The sequence below is a fragment of the Burkholderia sp. E168m23 genome (assembly GCF_016586125.1).
GTDB lineage: Bacteria > Pseudomonadota > Gammaproteobacteria > Burkholderiales > Burkholderiaceae > Burkholderia > Burkholderia orbicola.
Genome location: NZ_BCPP01000049.1, coordinates 1 through 15,455, shown reverse-complemented (window position 1 = coordinate 15,455; position 15,455 = coordinate 1). Strand labels below are relative to the sequence as shown.

Sequence of the window (15,455 nt, the reverse complement as noted above, 5' to 3'; positions counted from 1 at the left end):
CGCACGGAAACTCCAGCAGCGACTCCTTCCGGGTCTCGATCGCGCCGGTCACCTCGACGGTTTTGGTCGGTTCGCTCATCATTTTCTCCGGGTCAGGTCAAACTGTTCAAATTCGCGTGCCTTCGCACGCTGGTACGCGTCATACAGCGCCGCGAACACGGGGCCCGGCTTGCCGCCCTGCACGGGCAGATCGTCGAGCGACGTCACAGGCAGGATTTCCTTGGTGGCCGACGTCAGCATGATCTCGTCGGCCGAGCGCAGCTCGACCTCGCTGATCTCGCGCGCGACGAACCGGATCCCGCACTCTTCGGCCAACTGCTCGACCAACGCGTAGCGGATCCCTTCGAGGATCTTGTTGCTGCGCGGCGGCGCGAACAGTTCGCCGTTCTTCACGATCCACACGTTCGACGACGAGCCTTCGGTCACGTTGTCATCGCGCAGCTGGATCGTCTCGAACGCGTCGCGTTCGGCCGCATGCTGCGCCATCAACACGTTGCCGAGCAGCGAGATCGACTTGATGTCGCAATGCAGCCAGCGGCGATCCTCGGCCGTCACGCAGCGCACGCCCTTCGCGCGCTCCGCTTCCGACGGCAGGCGCAGCGGGCTCGTCATCGCGAACACGGTCGGCACCGCGTTCGCCGGGAACGCGTGGCCGCGCTTCGCGACGCCGCGCGTCACCTGCAGGTAGACGAGCGCATTGCCGTCGCCGAGGCCTTCGGCATTCGCCGCGACCACCCGCTCGATCAGCGCGCGCCAGCCCGCCGCATCGTGCGGGTCGTCGATGCCGATCTTCTTCAGGCTGCGCGCGAGCCGGTCCAGATGCTGTTCGATCCGGAACGGCACGTGCGCGCCGTCGTGCGCATAGACGGGCACGACTTCATACACGCCGTCGCCGAAGATGAACCCGCGGTCGAGCACCGGGACACGGGCTTCGGACAGCGGCACCAGTTCCTCCTGCGCCGAGACGCTGAGGTAGACGATCGGTTCGAATTCGGCTTGGCTCATAGCTATGACAGATGGGGATGAAGTCGTGAAAACAAAGGCCCGTCGTGCTTACTTCTTCTTGCTGAACATCAGCAGGATCGAGTCCCAGATACGTCCGAAGATACCCGCTTCCGGCACGGCTTGCAGCGCGACGACCGGGAATTCGGACAGCGTCTTGCCGTCGGCGACGATCTTCACGGTGCCGACCTGCTGGCCTTCGGCGAGCGGCGCGATCAGCGGCGCGTTGACGTCGACTTCGGTCTTGACCTTGTCGCCGAGGCCGCGCGGCACGGTCGCCCACTGGTCGCCCTTCACGCCGACCTGCACGGTGTTGTCCTTGCCCTTGTAGATGCGCGGCGTCGAGATCGCCTGGCCGCCCTTGAACAGGCGCACCGAATCGAACGCGCTGTAGCCGTAGTTCAGCATTTTCATGCTGTCCTGCGTACGCTCGCTTTCCTTCTGCTCGCCCATCATCACCGACACCAGGCGGCGCTGGCCGTCGACGCCCGGGATCGCGCGCTTGGCCGACGCGATCAGGCAGTAACCGGCCGCCTGCGTATGGCCGGTCTTCAGGCCGTCGACAGTCGGGTCGAGCCACAGCAGCCGGTTACGGTTGCCCTGGCGGATGTTGTTGTACTTGAATTCCTTCTCCGAGAAGATGCTGTAGTACTGCGGAAAATCGCGGATCAGGTGGGCCGACAGCTTCGCGAGGTCGCCGGCCGTCGTGTAGTGGTTCGGGTCGGGCATGCCGTTCACGTCGGCGAAGTGCGTGCCCTTCATGCCGAGGCGCCCTGCCTCGTCGTTCATCATCGTGACGAACTGCCCTTCGCTGCCGCCGACGAGCTCGGCCAGCGCGATCGCGGCATCGTTGCCCGACTGGATGATCATCCCGTACACGAGGTCGTGCACGGACACCGGCTTGTTCGCCTCGATGAACATGCGCGACTCGTCGCGGCCGACGCGGCGCACCGCGTCGCTCGGCGTGACGATCTGCTCCATCGAGATCTTCTTCTTGTCGAGCGCCTCGAACACGAGGTAGGCCGTCATCAGCTTCGTCAGCGACGCCGGCTCGACGCGCTCGTCCGCATTGCCCGATGCGAGCACCGTGTTGCTCGTCGCGTCGACGAGCACCCACGAGCGCGCGTTCACGCCCGGCGGCGGCACCGCGCCCGGCATGTAGGTCGCGGGCGCGCCGGTGAACTGCTCGGCGGCCGGCGCCGCATGCGCGGCCTTGGCCTTGGCGGCCGGCTTCGCCTCGGCGACGACGATCGTCGAGGCGAGCGCGACGGGCAGCATCACGCCGAGCGCGACGTTGCGCGCGGCGGTGCCGAAGGCGATGGAGGAAGCGAGGGACTTGAGGCCTTGGGAAGACAGACGCATGATCGATTCAGGCTGATGGCAGAAAGTGCGGTGCGAGACGCGCAGGGTTGAACGGCAAGGCGGCGGGCGTCTCGGGCACTCGCCCGACACCGTCGGGCGACGCGAAACGCGCCGGTTGGACTCGTGCGGGCGCGTTCGGTTCGCGGCCGTCGCGAGCGGGCGGACAGGCGGCAAAACGAGCGCCGCATGGGCCCAGCCGGGCCGCGGGCAACGCGAAATGCGGCCATTATACGTGGCCGCGAACGGCGTTTTCGCGAACCTGGCAGCGGACACCCGCATACCGGTTGCGAGAGCATCGCACGGGCATGCAGCGGGCACGGGCACTCGAAGCCGCGCGAAAGGCGTGCGCAGGCGGCGTGCAAGTCGGGTTGCGCCGCCATGCGGCACGCGGCGCGCCGTGCGGGGCGGCGCGATGTCGCATGAAGTTTCGGGAAGGGGCGCGCCTCAGCCGCCCGGGCGCCGGTGCGCGGCGCGGTCGCCGGCGCTCACGCCGGCCATCGCATGCGGGCCAGGGGCCTGTTCACACTGGTGACGGGCTTGCGCCAGCCCTAGCGCCACGCGTCGACGATGATGCGCTTCAGCACGTGCAGCTTGCGATGGAGAAAATGCTCGGCGCCGGGGATCACGACGACCGGCAGCTCCTGCGGCCGCGCCCAGTCGTACACCGACGCGATCGGCACCGTGTCGTCGGTTTCGCCGTGGATCACGAGCGTGTTCTCGGGCACGTCGGCCACTTGCCAGCGGCTCGCGGCCGTGCCGACGAACACCATCCGCTCGATCGTCTCGCCCGCGTCGCGCAGCCGCTTCGCGACGTGCGACAGCACGAAGGTGCCGAACGAGAAGCCCGCGAGCACGAGCGGCAGGTCCGCATACGCGGGCTGCGCGCGCATGTGCGCGAGCACCGCGAGCAGGTCGTCGGCCTCGCCCGTGCCGTTGTCGTGCACGCCTTCGGTCGCGCCGACGCCACGGAAATTCGACCGGTAGACGACGTAGTTCAACTGCACGAGCGTGCGCGCGAGCGTCTGCGCGACCTTGTTGTCCATCGTGCCACCGAACAGCGGATGCGGATGCGCGACGAGTGCGATGCCGCGCGGCGCGGCGCCGCCTTCGCGCACGGCGTCGGGCAGGTCGACCGCGATTTCGATCTGGCCGACCGGGCCCGCGATCAGCGATTTCTGCGTATGAACGTTCATTCGGCCGGCCCGCTCAGATCTTCAGGCGCTCGACGACGTTGCCGTCGCGCAGGTGCGACTCGACGATCTCGTCGATGTCGGCTTGATCGACGTACGTGTACCACGTGCCTTCCGGATACACGACCATCACCGGCCCTTCCTCGCAGCGGTCGAGGCAGCCGGCCTTGTTGATGCGGACCTTGCCGGGCCCCGCGAGACCGAGTTCCTTCACACGCTTTTTCGCGTATTCCTGCATGGTCTGTGCATCGCATTGCGCGCAGCTCGGGCGTTCGGCGCCCGGTTCGCGTTGATTCAGGCAGAAGAAGACGTGGTGCTGGTAGTAGGAATCCATGATGGTGACGAGCGGCCCGGCACGAAGCCGTGCGGAAAGAGGGGCGATGGATTGCCGTTGCGCGAGGCGGCAACGGAGGATGCGGACGATTATAGCGACCGGCGCACGCGGCTGCCCGCGGCACGGCCGCCGCCGCACGGCCCCGGCCGTCGCGTCAGCGGCGCAGCGCGGCCGGCAGCCACGCGTGTTCGACGCGCTGGCCGAGCCAGATCAGCGCCGCGTAGGGCCAGATCCATGCGAGCCAGCGCGCGATGCTGTTGAAGTGCACGTAGCGGCCCTGTCGCCACCCCGACAGTGTGAAGTCGAAGAACGGGTTGACCGGCAGCAGGTTCACGAGCGCAACGCCGGCCAGCAGCGCGAGCGCCGCGAGCAGCGCGCGCCACGTCGCCGGCACGCGCAACGCGACGAGCGCCGCCGCGAAACCAAGCTCGATGCCGAGCCGCGCGCCGGGCGTCGCCCACACGACGACGAGGCCGGTGGCCGACTGCATGAACGTCGCGGCCGCCTTCAGCACGAGCGTGGCAACCACCAGCGCGATCAGCAGCCGGATGCGCGGCGCGCGCGCGCGCATCGCGAGCGACGCGATCGCCAGCGCGGCGAACAGCATCAGCCCGCCGAGCACGGCTTCCCACGCGGAATCGGACAGCCAGCCGTCGACCCGCTCGGGCCATTCGCTGACGCGCCATGCGGCCGGCAGCCACGCGAGCAGCGCGTCCTGCATCGACGCGTCGGCGCGCTCCCACAGCGCGGCCGGCCAGTCGCCGATGCCGAACAGGAACGGCGACGGAAACACGATCGCAAACGGCCACAGTGCAGCGAGCAGCAGCGGCGTCGCGCCGTCGGGCTCCAGCCACGCGAAGCGCAGCCGGCGCAGCGCGCCGCGGTCGAGCAGCGCGCCGGTGGCCGGCGCCGCGAGCGCCGCGCCCAGCAGCGCGCCGAGCGCGTTGGCGCCGAGATCGAGATTCGACGCGACGCGCGTCGGCAGGTAGGTCTGCAGCGCTTCCATCGTCCCCGACAGCAGCACGCCGAGCGCACCCGCGATCAGCGTCGCGGCCACGCCGCGCCAGCGCGGATGCAGCGCGAGCACGCCGAGCGCGCCGAACGGCAGATAGCCGAGCACGTTCGTGACCACGTCGAATGCGGTCACGTAGCGCTGCATCGGCGCGAACAGGTAATCGAACGGGCCGATGCCGAGCGACACCCAGCCTTCGAACGGATACAGCGACGCATAGACGATCAGCGCCGCATAGGCGGCAAACGCCTGCCGTGCGAGCGGCGACGCGCGATGCGTGCCGGGCACGTTCATCGCGGATGCAATCGCGGATGCAATCGCGGCGGCACGTCGGGCGTCACGGCGTGCCCGCGTACGCCTGCACGCCGACCCACGCGGCGATCTGCGACACGAGTTCGTCGCTGGCCGCCGCGAGCGCACGCGCGCCGCCGGCGGCGTCGGGCGTGCTCGACGGCGCACGCGCGACGAACGTGCGCTGGCCGAGCACCTTGCCGTCGAGCATCAGCGTCGCGCGCGCGGTGACCGCGCCGTGGCTTTGCGACTGCCCGTCGAAGACCTGTTCGAATTCGCTGAGGTCGACCTTGAGGGTCGGCGCACGCACGCCGTCGGCGCCTTCGAGCACCGTGCCGCGCGACGACAGCGCGCCGCGCAGCCGCTGCGTGAGCAGTTGCGCGGGCGGCGCGGTCCAGCGGCTGTCGCGATAAACGGCCACGTGCTGCGCATCCGCGTACGCGAGGCGGTACGCGAACTTGTCCGAATCGAGCGCGTCGGGCGCGGCGACGTCGAGCACCTTCAGCGCGGGGCCCGAACCGGTGGTCGTCACCGACGAGGCAGGCCCGAGGTCGTAGCGGATGTTCGACAGTACCGCGTCGTTGCCGGCGCAACCGGCCGCCAGCGCGAGCGTCAGCACGGCAAGCGTGGCCGCGGCCGGGCGCAGCGCGCGGTCAAGGATTCGTGGCATGGCGTATTCCTGCATGATGTGTCCGGTTTCGATGGGCGTCCTGTCCGGCCGCTCCCGGCCGGACGATCGATCAACTGCTGCGGGGTGTCCCGTATCGGTGTGTCCCGTATGTTCCGTACGTCCCGTCTGTCACTTCCCGGCCGTCGCACCCGGCCAGACGAAGCCCGCCTCGCCGGGCCCCGGCGCCGCGCCGGGCGAACCGAACAACAGACTGCGCGGGTTGCGGCCGAGTTCACCGGCGACGTCCTTCAATTGCCGCGACGCGTCGCCGACGCTGTCGGCCAGCGCATTGAAGCGCGGCAGCGTGTCGTACTGCACGCGCGCGTTGAGGCCGTTCAGCGCGACGCCGACCTGCTCGGCGGCCGTGCCGGCCTTGTTCAGGTTCGACACGAGCGGCCCATTCGGCTGCAGCAGCGTGTTCGCCGACGCCATCGCGCGGTTCACCTCGTGCATCGTTTCCGGCAGCGCGGTGACTGCCGGGCCGAGCTGCTTCGTCAGCGTCGCGGCGCCGTCGGCCGCGTGCTGCAGGCTTTCGGCGGTCGCGCGCAACTGCTCGCGCATCTCGGGCGACATCAGCGCGTTCGCGCTCTTCGCAGCGAGCTCGAGCTGCCGCAGCAGCACGTCGCCGCGCTCCTGGATCTGGTCGAACAGGCTCGGCCGCATCGGGATCTGCGCGATCGCCTTCGGCGACGACGGCAGCGGCGCCAGATCGCGCCCCGTATCCTCCAGTTGCACGAACGCGATGCCCGTCACGCCCTGGAAGCCGAGGCTGCCGTAGGTCGACTGCGTGATCGGCGCATCGTGATCGACGAGGATACGGATGCGGATCTGGCCCGGATGCGTGCGATCGAAGCCGATCGACTGCACCTTGCCGACGTCGAGGCCGCGAAAGCGCACCGCCGCGTCCGGGAACAGCCCGGTCACGTTGGTGCGCGCGAGCAGGTCGTACGGCACGCGCACGGTACGGTCGACGTTGAACCAGAACACGGTGCCCGCGATCGCGAGCGTCAGCGCGATCGTGAACAGGCCGGCCCAGAACGCATGTGATTTGTTTTCCATTCGCGGGTTCCTTGCTTCTACAGCTCGACGCTCGAGAGCGCCGGTTCGAGGGCCGCCTTCGGCAGCTTCGCGCGCCGCTCGGGCGGCAGCGCCTGCAATGCGCGGCGCCCGCGCAGCCCCAGGAAATATTCGTGGATGAACGGATGGTCGACGTTCGCGGCCTCCTCGACGGGCGCGGCGACCAGCACCTTGCGGTCGGCCAGCACCGCGACGCGCGTCGACAGCGCGACCATCGTGTCGAGGTCGTGCGTCACCATCACGACGGTCAGCCCGAGCGTGCGATGCAGCGTCGCGATCAGCTCGACGAATTCGTCGGACGCCTGCGGATCGAGGCCGGCCGTCGGCTCGTCGAGGAACAGCAGTTCGGGCTCCAGCGCGATCGCGCGCGCGATGCCCACCCGTTTCACCATCCCGCCCGACAGCGCGGCCGGCATCTTCGACGCGTGCTTGCACGGCAGCCCGACCATCTCGAGCTTCAGCATCACGATGTCGTGCAGCAGGTCCGGCGGCACGCGGCCGAGCTCGCGCAGCGGCTGCGCGACGTTGTCGAACACCGTCATCGACGAGAACAGCGCACCCTGCTGGAACAACATTCCTGAGCGCGTGCGCATCATCCGCGCGCTTGCATCGTCGATCGTCGACGTATCCTCGCCGAACACCTTGATCGTGCCCGACGTCGGCCGTTCGAGGCCCAGGATCTGCCGCACGAGCGTGGTCTTGCCGGAGCCCGACCCGCCGACGATCGACACGATCTCGCCGCGCCGCACATCGAAGTCGAGCTTCTGGTGAACGATGTTGCGCCCGTAGCGCTTGGTCAGGTTGCGCACCTCGATCACGAGATCGCCAGCGTCGGCGGCCGCGTCCGGCCGGGCGCCGACCGCCCCGGCGCCGATGGCCGCGGCATGCGCGGTCGTTTCGTTCGATGCGTTCATCCGAGCCCCACGTTCTGGAACAGGATCGCGAACACCGCATCGGCGAGGATCACGACCGTGATCGACGACACCACCGACGTGGTCGTGCCTTCGCCGAGGCTCTGCGAGTTCGCCTTGATCCGGAAGCCGAAATGGCACGCGACCAGCGCGATCAGCATGCCGAACACGACGCCCTTGCCGACGCCGATGTACAGGTTCGCGATCGGCACGACGCCCGGCAGCGAGCGCACGAAATAGTTGATGTCGATGCCGAGCACCAGCTTCGCGGCGAGCGCGCCCCCCGTGAGCGCGATGATGTTGGTCCACATCACGAGCAGCGGCATCGCGACGCCGAGCGCGAGCACGCGCGGCAGGATCAGCCGCAGCCCGTGCGGAATGCCCATCACGCGCATCGCGTCGAGCTCCTCGGTCACCCGCATCACGCCGATCTGCGCGGTGATCGCCGAGCCGGAGCGGCCCGCGACGAGGATCGCCGACAGCACGGGGCCGAGCTCGCGGATCACCGACAGCCCGAGGATGTTCACGATGTAGCGGTTCGCGCCGAACATCTGCAGCTGCTGCGCGGACAGGTAGCTGAGCACGATGCCGATCAGGAACGCGACGAGCGCGGTGATCGGCAGCGCCTGCGCGCCGGCGCTGTAGATGTTCGCCGAGGTTTCCTTCCACGGCATCGTCTTCGGGCGGCGCAGCACCGACAGCGCATCGAGGATCACGCGGCCGAACATCGCGATGCCGCCCTGCAGGTGTTCGCCGAACGCGAAGATCGCCAGGCCGAGCCGCGTGACGGGATCGAAGCGCACGATGCGCTCCGGCGCCTCACGTTCGCTGTCGAGCCGCTCGATGCGCTCGAAGATCGTGCGCTGCGTGGCGCTCAGCGCGACGCCGGCCGGCAGCTTGCGGCCCCATACGCGCCACAGCGCCTGGCCGCCGACGTGGTCGAGCCGCTCGATGCCGGACAGATCCCATTCGCTCACGCGCCCGGCGGCGATGCTCGCGATGCGGCGCGCCACGGCGCCGCGGTTGCGCGCGAGCGAGAGCGCGGTCCACTGGCCGGTCAGGCGCACCGTCTGGCCCTGGCCGCCGGCGTCGACCGACAGGCCGGGAGGAGTCTCGAAGTCCAAGGGCAGGTTGTTTGCAAAAGGATGACAGCGGCCATTGTAGCGAACCGCCCGATGCCGCGACGTGAGGATTTCGGCGGGTTGCGCAGCCGGCGGCGCGAACTCGGGAGGCGCCGCCATGGCGCGGGGCCGGGGGCGCCGATCGAGGCGCCGGGCTCGGGCGCGCAGCCGGGGCGCCGGGCTGGTGCCGGCCGCGACCGGCCCGAAACCGAGACGGGCCACGGCCCGCTGCCCGCGTCGCGACCTTTCATTGTTCCGTCACGTTTCCTTTCGATACTCTCACGCGCCGCACCTCAGGCCGACGGCGCGCCGCGCCGCCATTCGTGCGTACCTCGCGTTTCATAAAACAGAACACCGAACAGGACAACCGATGCGTCTCCCCCCGCTTTCCCGCCGTCACGTGCCGGCCGCCGCCGCGCTCGCCAGCCTCGCCTTCGTCCTCGCCGGCTGCGGCGGCGACGACGTCACCGCCACGCCGCCGGCTCAGCCGGAGGCCCCGGCGCCCGTCGGCACGACGGCGACGCTCGCGCTGCTCGAGACGACCGACCTGCACACCAACGTGCTGTCGTACGACTATTTCAAGCTCGCCGCCGACAATTCGCTCGGCTTCGAGCGCGTGTCGACGCTGATCGCGCAGGCGCGCAAGCAGTACCCGAACACGCTGCTGCTCGACAACGGCGACACGATCCAGGGCACCGCGCTGTCGGACTACCAGGCGCTCGTGAAACCGGTCGGCTGCGACCAGACGCTCGCGATCTACAAGGTGATGAACGCCGCGAAGTTCGACGGCGGCGGGATCGGCAACCATGAATTCAACTACGGGCTGCCGTACCTGTCGCAGGTGACCGGCAACACGTTCGAGGTCGACGGCCTGCCGGCGCCGGCCCAGCAGAAGAAGTGCGCGGGCCCGAACTTCCCGCAGGTGCTCGCGAACGTGATCAGCGCGAAGACCAACGCGCCGCTGTTCACGCCGTACACGATCCTGACGCGCACGGTGACGGCCACGACGCCGGACGGCAAGACGGTCAGCGCGCCCGTGAAGATCGGCATCATCGGCTTCACGCCGCCCGCGATCATGAACTGGGACAAGCGCTGGCTCGACGGCAAGGTCTACACGACCGGGCTGAAGGAAGCGGCCGAGAAGTACATTCCGGAGATGCGCGCGAAGGGCGCCGATCTCGTCGTCGCGATCTCGCACGGCGGCCTCGACAATTCCGCGTATTCGCCGACGATGGAAAACGGCAGCTGGTGGCTGTCGAAGGTGTCCGGCATCGACGCGATGCTGATCGGCCACTCGCACCAGGTGTTCCCGGACGCGAACAGCACCGTGGCGCAGTTCAACCTGCCGGGCGTCGACAAGGTCAAGGGCACCGTCAACGGCGTGCCGACCGTGATGGCCAACTACTGGGGCAAGCATCTCGGCGTGATCAAGCTCGGCCTGAAGTTCGACGGCAAGACCTGGGCCGTCGACAAGTCGCAGACGACCGTCGAGGCGCGGCCGATCCAGAATGCCGACAAGAGCTACGTCGCGGCCGACCCGTCGGTTTCCGCCGCGATCGCGGCCGAGCACCAAGCGACGATCGACTACGTGAAGACGCCGATCGGCTCCACCGACTACCGGATGAACTCGTACTTCGCGGACGTCGGCGATCCGGGCGCGATCCAGATCGTCAACGAGGCGCAGGCCGACTACGTGAAGACCTACGTGCAGGCGAACCTGCCGCAGTACGCGTCGCTGCCGGTGCTGTCGGTCAGCGCGCCGTTCAAGAGCGGCTTCGGCGGCGGCACCGACTACACCGACGTCGCGCCGGGCGCGCTCGCGATCAACAACGCGGCCGACCTGTACCTGTATCCGAACACCGTGTACGCGGTGAAGGTGAGCGGCGCCGACGTGAAGAACTGGCTCGAGACGGCCGCCAAGCGCTTCAACACGATCGACCCGACCAAGGCCACCGTGCAGCCGCTCGTCAGCACCTTCCCCGGCTACAACTTCGACATGTTCACGTCGGCCGATCTCGCGTATGAAATCGACGTCACGCAGCCGGTCGGCAACCGGATCAGGAACCTGACGTACAAGGGCGTGGCGATCGACCCGAACGCGCAGTTCATCGTCGCGACCAACAACTACCGTGCGAGCGGCGGCGGCAACTTCCCGGGCCTCGACGGCAGCAAGACGATCTTCGCGTCGCCCGATGCGAACCGCGACGTGCTGATCGCGTTCATCAAGAAGCGCGGCGCGATCACGCGCGCGGCCGACGGCGCGCAGCGCAGCTGGCGCTTCACGAAGCTCGCGAGCTCGGTCGCACACGTGCAGTTCGCGTCCGCGCCGAACCGCCTCGGCGACGCGGCGGCGGCCGGCCTGACCGGCATCACGCAGGTCGCGGCCGACGACGGCTCGGGCAAGAACCTCTCGACCTACGAAATCGACCTCACGCAATGAGACACGCGATGCAACCGATCCCGACGATGCGGCCCGCCGAAACCGGCTTCGCCGCCGCCGCGCGGCGCGTGCTGCGCGCGAAACTCCCGCCGGCCGCGCTGCTCGCGGCGGCGGCCGTGACCGTCGCGGCCGTCGTCGCGGCGACCGGCCTGCGCGGCGCCGGCCCCGCGCCGAGCGCCGCGCAGCTCGACGAATGGCAGGCGATGGTCACGCAGGCGACCGAGCCGCATGCGCTGGCCCAGTTGCGCACGCTCGCGCGCCGCGGCTCGGGCGCCGCGCAGGCGGCGCTCGGCATCGCGCTCGTCGATGCGCACGAGCCGGGGCTGCGCGACGAGGGGCGCGGCTGGCTGGAAACGGCCGCGGCGGCGGAGGGCAAGGCCGACGCGCCGGCCGCGCGGCGCGCGCAGCTTGCGCTCGGCAAGGCGTTGCTGCTCGGCAGCGGCGATCTGCCGAAAGACTATGCGCGCGCCCGTGCGCTGCTCGGCGCCGCGGCCGAACAGGGCGACCCGGCGGCCGCGTACTACCTCGGGCTGATCTATCGCAGCGGCTACGGCATCGCGGCCGACCCGGTGCAGGCCGCGCACTGGTTCGACATCGCGTCGCGCGCGGACATCCCGGCCGCCGACTTCATGCTCGCGAACGCGTACCGCGACGGCAGCGGCGTGTCGCGCGACGACGCGCGTGCGCTCGCGCTGTATCGCCGCGCCGCCGAGCACGAGCTGCCGGAAGCCGTGCAGACGCTCGCGATGGCCTATCGCAACGGCGAACTCGGGCTTCGGCCCGACGCAGACGAGTTCCACGCGCAGTGGATCGAGACCGCGCATGCGCTGAAGCATCCGGTCGTCGCGCCGTGACGGCCGTTCGGCTGGGGGAGCGCACGAGCGTGACCTGGCCGAACGGTGGTTGCGTCGTATGCGTCTTCTGCGAGCCGTCGGCGGCGCACCAATCCTCGTTTCGACCCGCCAAGGCCCGGCGCTGAAGGGCAGGACGCCGCTCGCGTGCAAGATGACGTCGGAAGAGGACATCAAGGCGCTGGAGCGCGGATAGAGATGCAGCGCTAAGCCACGCCGTGTCGTCCTGCAGGTTGGGCGCGCCCTCCGGCGCGCGCCAACGCCCCCTGTCGCTACAATAGGCGCCATGAACGCCCCCACCTCCTCCGACACGCCCGAATCCGGCGACGCGCACATCGCGCGCAACCGGCTCGAGGCGCACCTGGACGCCGCGCCGCGCGCGTGGCCGCTCGACATCGTCGCCGCCACCGGCTCGACCAACGCCGACGTCGCGACCCGGCTCAAGGCGCTGCCGCGCAGCGCGAACGCGTTGCCCGCGCCGCTCGTGCGCGTCGCGTTCGAGCAGACGGCCGGCCGCGGCCGGCAGGGCCGCCCGTGGTTCGCGCAGCCCGGCAATGCGCTGCTGTGCTCGGTCGGCTGCATCGTGCCGCGCGCCGTCGATGCGCTCGGCGGCCTCAGCATCGCGATCGGCGTCGCGCTCGCCGAAGGGCTGGCCACGCTGCCGCTCGACGCCCGCACGCGCGTCGCGCTCAAATGGCCGAACGACCTGCTGCTGACGGCCGACGACGACGGCACGCCGCGCATCGTCGGCAAGCTCGCCGGGATCCTGATCGAAACCGTCTGGACCACCGCCGACGCCACCGCCGTCGTGATCGGCTTCGGCATCAACGTGCGCGGCGCGGAAGCCGTGGCCGCGCAGGTCGACGCGCTGCGCGCGCGCGAAGCGACGCTCGCGAGCGGCCTGCCGCCCGCCGCGCTGTCGATCGCGTGCGCGTCGGCGAACCTCACCGATACGCTCGCCGCGTCGCTGAACGCGCTCACGCCCGCGCTCGCGCAGTTCGGCACCGACGGCCTCGCGCCGTTCCTGCCGCGCTGGCACGCGCTGCACGCGTACGCGGGCCGTGAAGTCGTGCTGCTCGAACAGGGCGTCGAACGCGCGCGCGGCATCGCGACGGGCATCGATGCGGCCGGCCAGTTGCTGCTCGACACGCCGAACGGCATACAAACGATCGCGGCCGGCGACGTGTCGCTGCGCGAAGCGCAATGAGCGAACCGCACCTGCTGATCGACGCCGGCAACAGCCGGATCAAGTGGGCGCTCGCCGACGCGCGGCGCTCGCTCGTCGACACGGGCGCGTTCGGCCATACGCGCGACGGCGGCGCCGATCCCGACTGGTCGCACCTGCCGCGGCCGCGCGGCGCGTGGATCTCGAACGTCGCGGGCGCCGACGTGGCCGCACGGCTCGACGCGCTGCTCGACGCACGCTGGCCGGGCCTGCCGCGCACGACGATCCGCTCGCGGCCCGTGCAATGCGGCGTGACGAACGGCTATACGACGCCCGAACAGCTCGGCAGCGACCGGTGGGCCGGCCTGATCGGTGCGCACGCGGCGTTTCCCGGCGAGCATCTGCTGATCGCGACGTTCGGCACCGCGACGACGCTCGAGGCATTGCGCGCGGACGGCCGCTTCACGGGCGGGCTGATCGCGCCGGGCTGGGCGCTGATGATGCGCGCGCTCGGCACGCACACCGCGCAGTTACCGACGCTGACCACGGATATCGCCAGCGGCCTGCTCGCGGGCGCGCAGGCCGAACCGTTCCAGATCGATACGCCACGCTCGCTGTCGGCCGGCTGCCTGTACGCGCAGGCCGGCCTGATCGAACGCGCGTGGCGCGATCTCGTCGCGGCGTGGCAGGCGCCCGTGCGGCTCGTGTTGGCAGGCGGTGCGGCGGACGACGTCGCGCGTGCGCTGACGGTCGCGCATACGCGGCATGACGCGCTGATCCTGTCCGGGCTCGCGCTGATCGCAACAGACGCGGCCGCCCCGGCAACGACGCAGGATTGACGCAAAAGCGTCGGCATCGCGCCGGCGCGTCGCGACGCAGGCCAAAGTGAGCCCGGCCGGCCCACGTCACGCCGCGAGGCAATACGCGCGGTACCGCGCCAGCGGCCCGCACGAACGGTCAACGAAAGCCATGAAAAAAGCCGGCCATGCGGCCGGCTCGACTGAACGACGTGAATCACGTCAATGACGACAAGGAGTTTCGACGATGCTGCGCTGGCTGATCGCTGTTCTCTTTCTCGCCAACATGCTCGCGTTCGTGGTAGCGCGCGGCATGTTCGGGCCGCTGCCCGCGGCCGGCCCGCGCGAACCGGGCGTGCTGTCGCGGCAGGTGCGGCCCGACGCATTGCGCGTGACACCGCTCGTGCGGGCGACCGACCAGCCGGTCGTCGGCGGCCCGATCGCGGCGCCGGCCGTCACGGCCGCACCGCTCGCGGCGTCCGCCCCGTGACGGCGCTGCGTCGCGCTCACGGCTGTTGCGCGCGCACCTTCTTCAGCAGTGCAGTGGTCGAGCGATCGTGCTCGAACGGAATCGCCAGCGCCCGGCCGCCCCAGCCGCGCACGAGCGCCGATTCCGGCAGCGCGTCCATGTCGTAATCGCCGCCCTTCACGAGGATGTCCGGACGGACGGCTTCGATCAGCGACACGGGCGTCTTTTCCCCGAACGTCACGACCCAGTCGACGCTTTCCAGCGCCGCGAGCAGCGCTGCGCGATCTTCTTCGCGGTTGATCGGCCGGTCGTCGCCCTTGCCGAGCATGCGCACCGACGCATCGCTGTTCACCCCGACGATCAGGCAGGCGCCGAGCGCTTTCGCATCGGCGAGATACGTGACGTGACCACGATGCAGGATGTCGAACACGCCGTTGGTGAACACGACGGGCGACGGCAGCGATGCGCGCAGCGCGACGAGGGCATCACGGGTGATCAGCTTGCGTTCGAAAGTGGCGGACATGATGGAGATCGGACGGGATGAACGACGGCGCGCGCGACGGCGGCACCCGATAAAAAGCCCGCCGGACCGGCCGGGCGGGCTTCATGCGACGAGCGCGACACGGTGCCGCGAGCCGGGCGCGAACCGGACACGACTCGCACCGGCAATGGCACCTGCCGGCTTCAGGCCGGCTGCGCGGCCGACGACGGGCCGCTTTCGGCCTGCAGGCGGCCAGTGACTTCCTTGCGGTAGCGGTTCAGT

At 69.9% G+C, this 15,455-nt stretch carries 15 protein-coding genes and 1 pseudogene; 5 read left to right on the top strand and 11 right to left on the bottom strand.

Annotated elements, in window-relative coordinates; genetic code table 11:
• From JMF90_RS04590 to JMF90_RS04545, 10 genes and pseudogenes are all read right to left on the bottom strand, one after another.
• Positions 1 to 79 (bottom strand): annotated as a pseudogene (locus JMF90_RS04590) (DUF493 domain-containing protein); the annotation flags it as partial.
• A complete protein-coding gene (locus tag JMF90_RS04585) occupies positions 79 to 1,005 on the bottom strand; it encodes a D-amino acid aminotransferase (protein WP_012329295.1) in 927 nt (308 codons plus the stop codon). The pseudogene JMF90_RS04590 and the gene JMF90_RS04585, both read right to left, overlap by 1 nt.
• A 48-nt stretch (positions 1,006 to 1,053) precedes the next feature.
• A complete protein-coding gene (locus JMF90_RS04580) occupies positions 1,054 to 2,364 on the bottom strand; it encodes a D-alanyl-D-alanine carboxypeptidase family protein (RefSeq protein WP_011694421.1) in 1,311 nt (436 codons plus the stop codon).
• Between the two features lie 548 nt (positions 2,365 to 2,912).
• Entirely contained in the window at positions 2,913 to 3,557 is a 645-nt protein-coding gene (locus JMF90_RS04575; RefSeq protein WP_012329296.1) for an alpha/beta hydrolase, read from the bottom strand.
• A 13-nt stretch (positions 3,558 to 3,570) separates the two neighbouring features.
• A complete protein-coding gene (locus tag JMF90_RS04570) occupies positions 3,571 to 3,888 on the bottom strand; it encodes a ferredoxin (RefSeq protein ID WP_077180384.1) in 318 nt (105 codons plus the stop codon).
• A gap of 154 nt (positions 3,889 to 4,042) precedes the next feature.
• On the bottom strand, positions 4,043 to 5,194 hold the full coding sequence (locus JMF90_RS04565; RefSeq protein ID WP_201317022.1) for a VanZ family protein: 1,152 nt from the start codon (positions 5,192 to 5,194) through the stop codon (positions 4,043 to 4,045).
• 43 nt (positions 5,195 to 5,237) lie between these two features.
• Complete coding sequence (locus tag JMF90_RS04560; protein ID WP_201317023.1) at positions 5,238 to 5,861, bottom strand: ABC-type transport auxiliary lipoprotein family protein; 624 nt, start codon at positions 5,859 to 5,861, stop codon at positions 5,238 to 5,240.
• A 129-nt stretch (positions 5,862 to 5,990) separates the two neighbouring features.
• Positions 5,991 to 6,920 carry an MlaD family protein gene (locus JMF90_RS04555; protein ID WP_012329298.1) on the bottom strand — a complete coding sequence of 310 codons (930 nt, stop codon included), beginning with the start codon at positions 6,918 to 6,920 and terminating at the stop codon, positions 5,991 to 5,993.
• A gap of 17 nt (positions 6,921 to 6,937) precedes the next feature.
• Positions 6,938 to 7,852, bottom strand: a complete 915-nt coding sequence (locus JMF90_RS04550; protein WP_201317024.1) for an ABC transporter ATP-binding protein — start codon at positions 7,850 to 7,852, stop codon at positions 6,938 to 6,940.
• Positions 7,849 to 8,973, bottom strand: coding sequence for an ABC transporter permease (locus JMF90_RS04545; RefSeq protein ID WP_012329299.1), 1,125 nt, complete (start codon positions 8,971 to 8,973; stop codon positions 7,849 to 7,851). The genes JMF90_RS04550 and JMF90_RS04545 overlap by 4 nt, the downstream gene beginning before the upstream one ends.
• 367 nt (positions 8,974 to 9,340) lie before the next feature.
• Here JMF90_RS04545 and JMF90_RS04540 point away from each other — a divergent pair, with 367 nt between their 5' ends.
• From JMF90_RS04540 to JMF90_RS04520, 5 genes are all read left to right on the top strand, one after another.
• Positions 9,341 to 11,410, top strand: coding sequence for a bifunctional 2',3'-cyclic-nucleotide 2'-phosphodiesterase/3'-nucleotidase (locus tag JMF90_RS04540; protein ID WP_201317025.1), 2,070 nt, complete (start codon positions 9,341 to 9,343; stop codon positions 11,408 to 11,410).
• Between the two features lie 8 nt (positions 11,411 to 11,418).
• On the top strand, positions 11,419 to 12,264 hold the full coding sequence (locus JMF90_RS04535) for a tetratricopeptide repeat protein (RefSeq protein ID WP_077180386.1): 846 nt from the start codon (positions 11,419 to 11,421) through the stop codon (positions 12,262 to 12,264).
• Positions 12,265 to 12,547: 283 nt separating this feature from the next.
• Positions 12,548 to 13,468: a biotin--[acetyl-CoA-carboxylase] ligase gene (locus tag JMF90_RS04530; protein WP_054928083.1), complete on the top strand. Its 921-nt coding sequence runs from the start codon at positions 12,548 to 12,550 to the stop codon at positions 13,466 to 13,468.
• The gene (locus JMF90_RS04525; RefSeq protein ID WP_054928084.1) at positions 13,465 to 14,265 is read left to right on the top strand and encodes a type III pantothenate kinase; all 801 of its coding nucleotides are present in this window, start codon (positions 13,465 to 13,467) and stop codon (positions 14,263 to 14,265) included. The genes JMF90_RS04530 and JMF90_RS04525 overlap by 4 nt, the downstream gene beginning before the upstream one ends.
• Positions 14,266 to 14,470: 205 nt before the next feature.
• On the top strand, positions 14,471 to 14,713 hold the full coding sequence (locus tag JMF90_RS04520) for a hypothetical protein (protein WP_054928085.1): 243 nt from the start codon (positions 14,471 to 14,473) through the stop codon (positions 14,711 to 14,713).
• 16 nt (positions 14,714 to 14,729) lie between these two features.
• Here JMF90_RS04520 and rfaE2 read toward each other — a convergent pair whose 3' ends face one another.
• Positions 14,730 to 15,215: a D-glycero-beta-D-manno-heptose 1-phosphate adenylyltransferase gene (rfaE2, locus tag JMF90_RS04515; RefSeq protein ID WP_006477674.1), complete on the bottom strand. Its 486-nt coding sequence runs from the start codon at positions 15,213 to 15,215 to the stop codon at positions 14,730 to 14,732.
• Positions 15,216 to 15,455: the final 240 nt, after the last annotated feature.

What these genes read in the sequence shown, in the direction of transcription:
- JMF90_RS04585 (WP_012329295.1), bottom strand. Translation starts at nt 1,005, where the DNA reads ATGAGCCAAGCCGAATTCGAACCGATCGTCTACCTCAGCGTCTCGGCG.
- JMF90_RS04580 (WP_011694421.1), bottom strand. Translation starts at nt 2,364, where the DNA reads ATGCGTCTGTCTTCCCAAGGCCTCAAGTCCCTCGCTTCCTCCATCGCC.
- JMF90_RS04575 (WP_012329296.1), bottom strand. Translation starts at nt 3,557, where the DNA reads ATGAACGTTCATACGCAGAAATCGCTGATCGCGGGCCCGGTCGGCCAG.
- JMF90_RS04570 (WP_077180384.1), bottom strand. Translation starts at nt 3,888, where the DNA reads ATGGATTCCTACTACCAGCACCACGTCTTCTTCTGCCTGAATCAACGC.
- JMF90_RS04565 (WP_201317022.1), bottom strand. Translation starts at nt 5,194, where the DNA reads ATGAACGTGCCCGGCACGCATCGCGCGTCGCCGCTCGCACGGCAGGCG.
- JMF90_RS04560 (WP_201317023.1), bottom strand. Translation starts at nt 5,861, where the DNA reads ATGCCACGAATCCTTGACCGCGCGCTGCGCCCGGCCGCGGCCACGCTT.
- JMF90_RS04555 (WP_012329298.1), bottom strand. Translation starts at nt 6,920, where the DNA reads ATGGAAAACAAATCACATGCGTTCTGGGCCGGCCTGTTCACGATCGCG.
- JMF90_RS04550 (WP_201317024.1), bottom strand. Translation starts at nt 7,852, where the DNA reads ATGAACGCATCGAACGAAACGACCGCGCATGCCGCGGCCATCGGCGCC.
- JMF90_RS04540 (WP_201317025.1), top strand. Translation starts at nt 9,341, where the DNA reads ATGCGTCTCCCCCCGCTTTCCCGCCGTCACGTGCCGGCCGCCGCCGCG.
- JMF90_RS04535 (WP_077180386.1), top strand. Translation starts at nt 11,419, where the DNA reads ATGCAACCGATCCCGACGATGCGGCCCGCCGAAACCGGCTTCGCCGCC.
- JMF90_RS04530 (WP_054928083.1), top strand. Translation starts at nt 12,548, where the DNA reads ATGAACGCCCCCACCTCCTCCGACACGCCCGAATCCGGCGACGCGCAC.
- JMF90_RS04525 (WP_054928084.1), top strand. Translation starts at nt 13,465, where the DNA reads ATGAGCGAACCGCACCTGCTGATCGACGCCGGCAACAGCCGGATCAAG.
- JMF90_RS04520 (WP_054928085.1), top strand. Translation starts at nt 14,471, where the DNA reads ATGCTGCGCTGGCTGATCGCTGTTCTCTTTCTCGCCAACATGCTCGCG.
- rfaE2 (WP_006477674.1), bottom strand. Translation starts at nt 15,215, where the DNA reads ATGTCCGCCACTTTCGAACGCAAGCTGATCACCCGTGATGCCCTCGTC.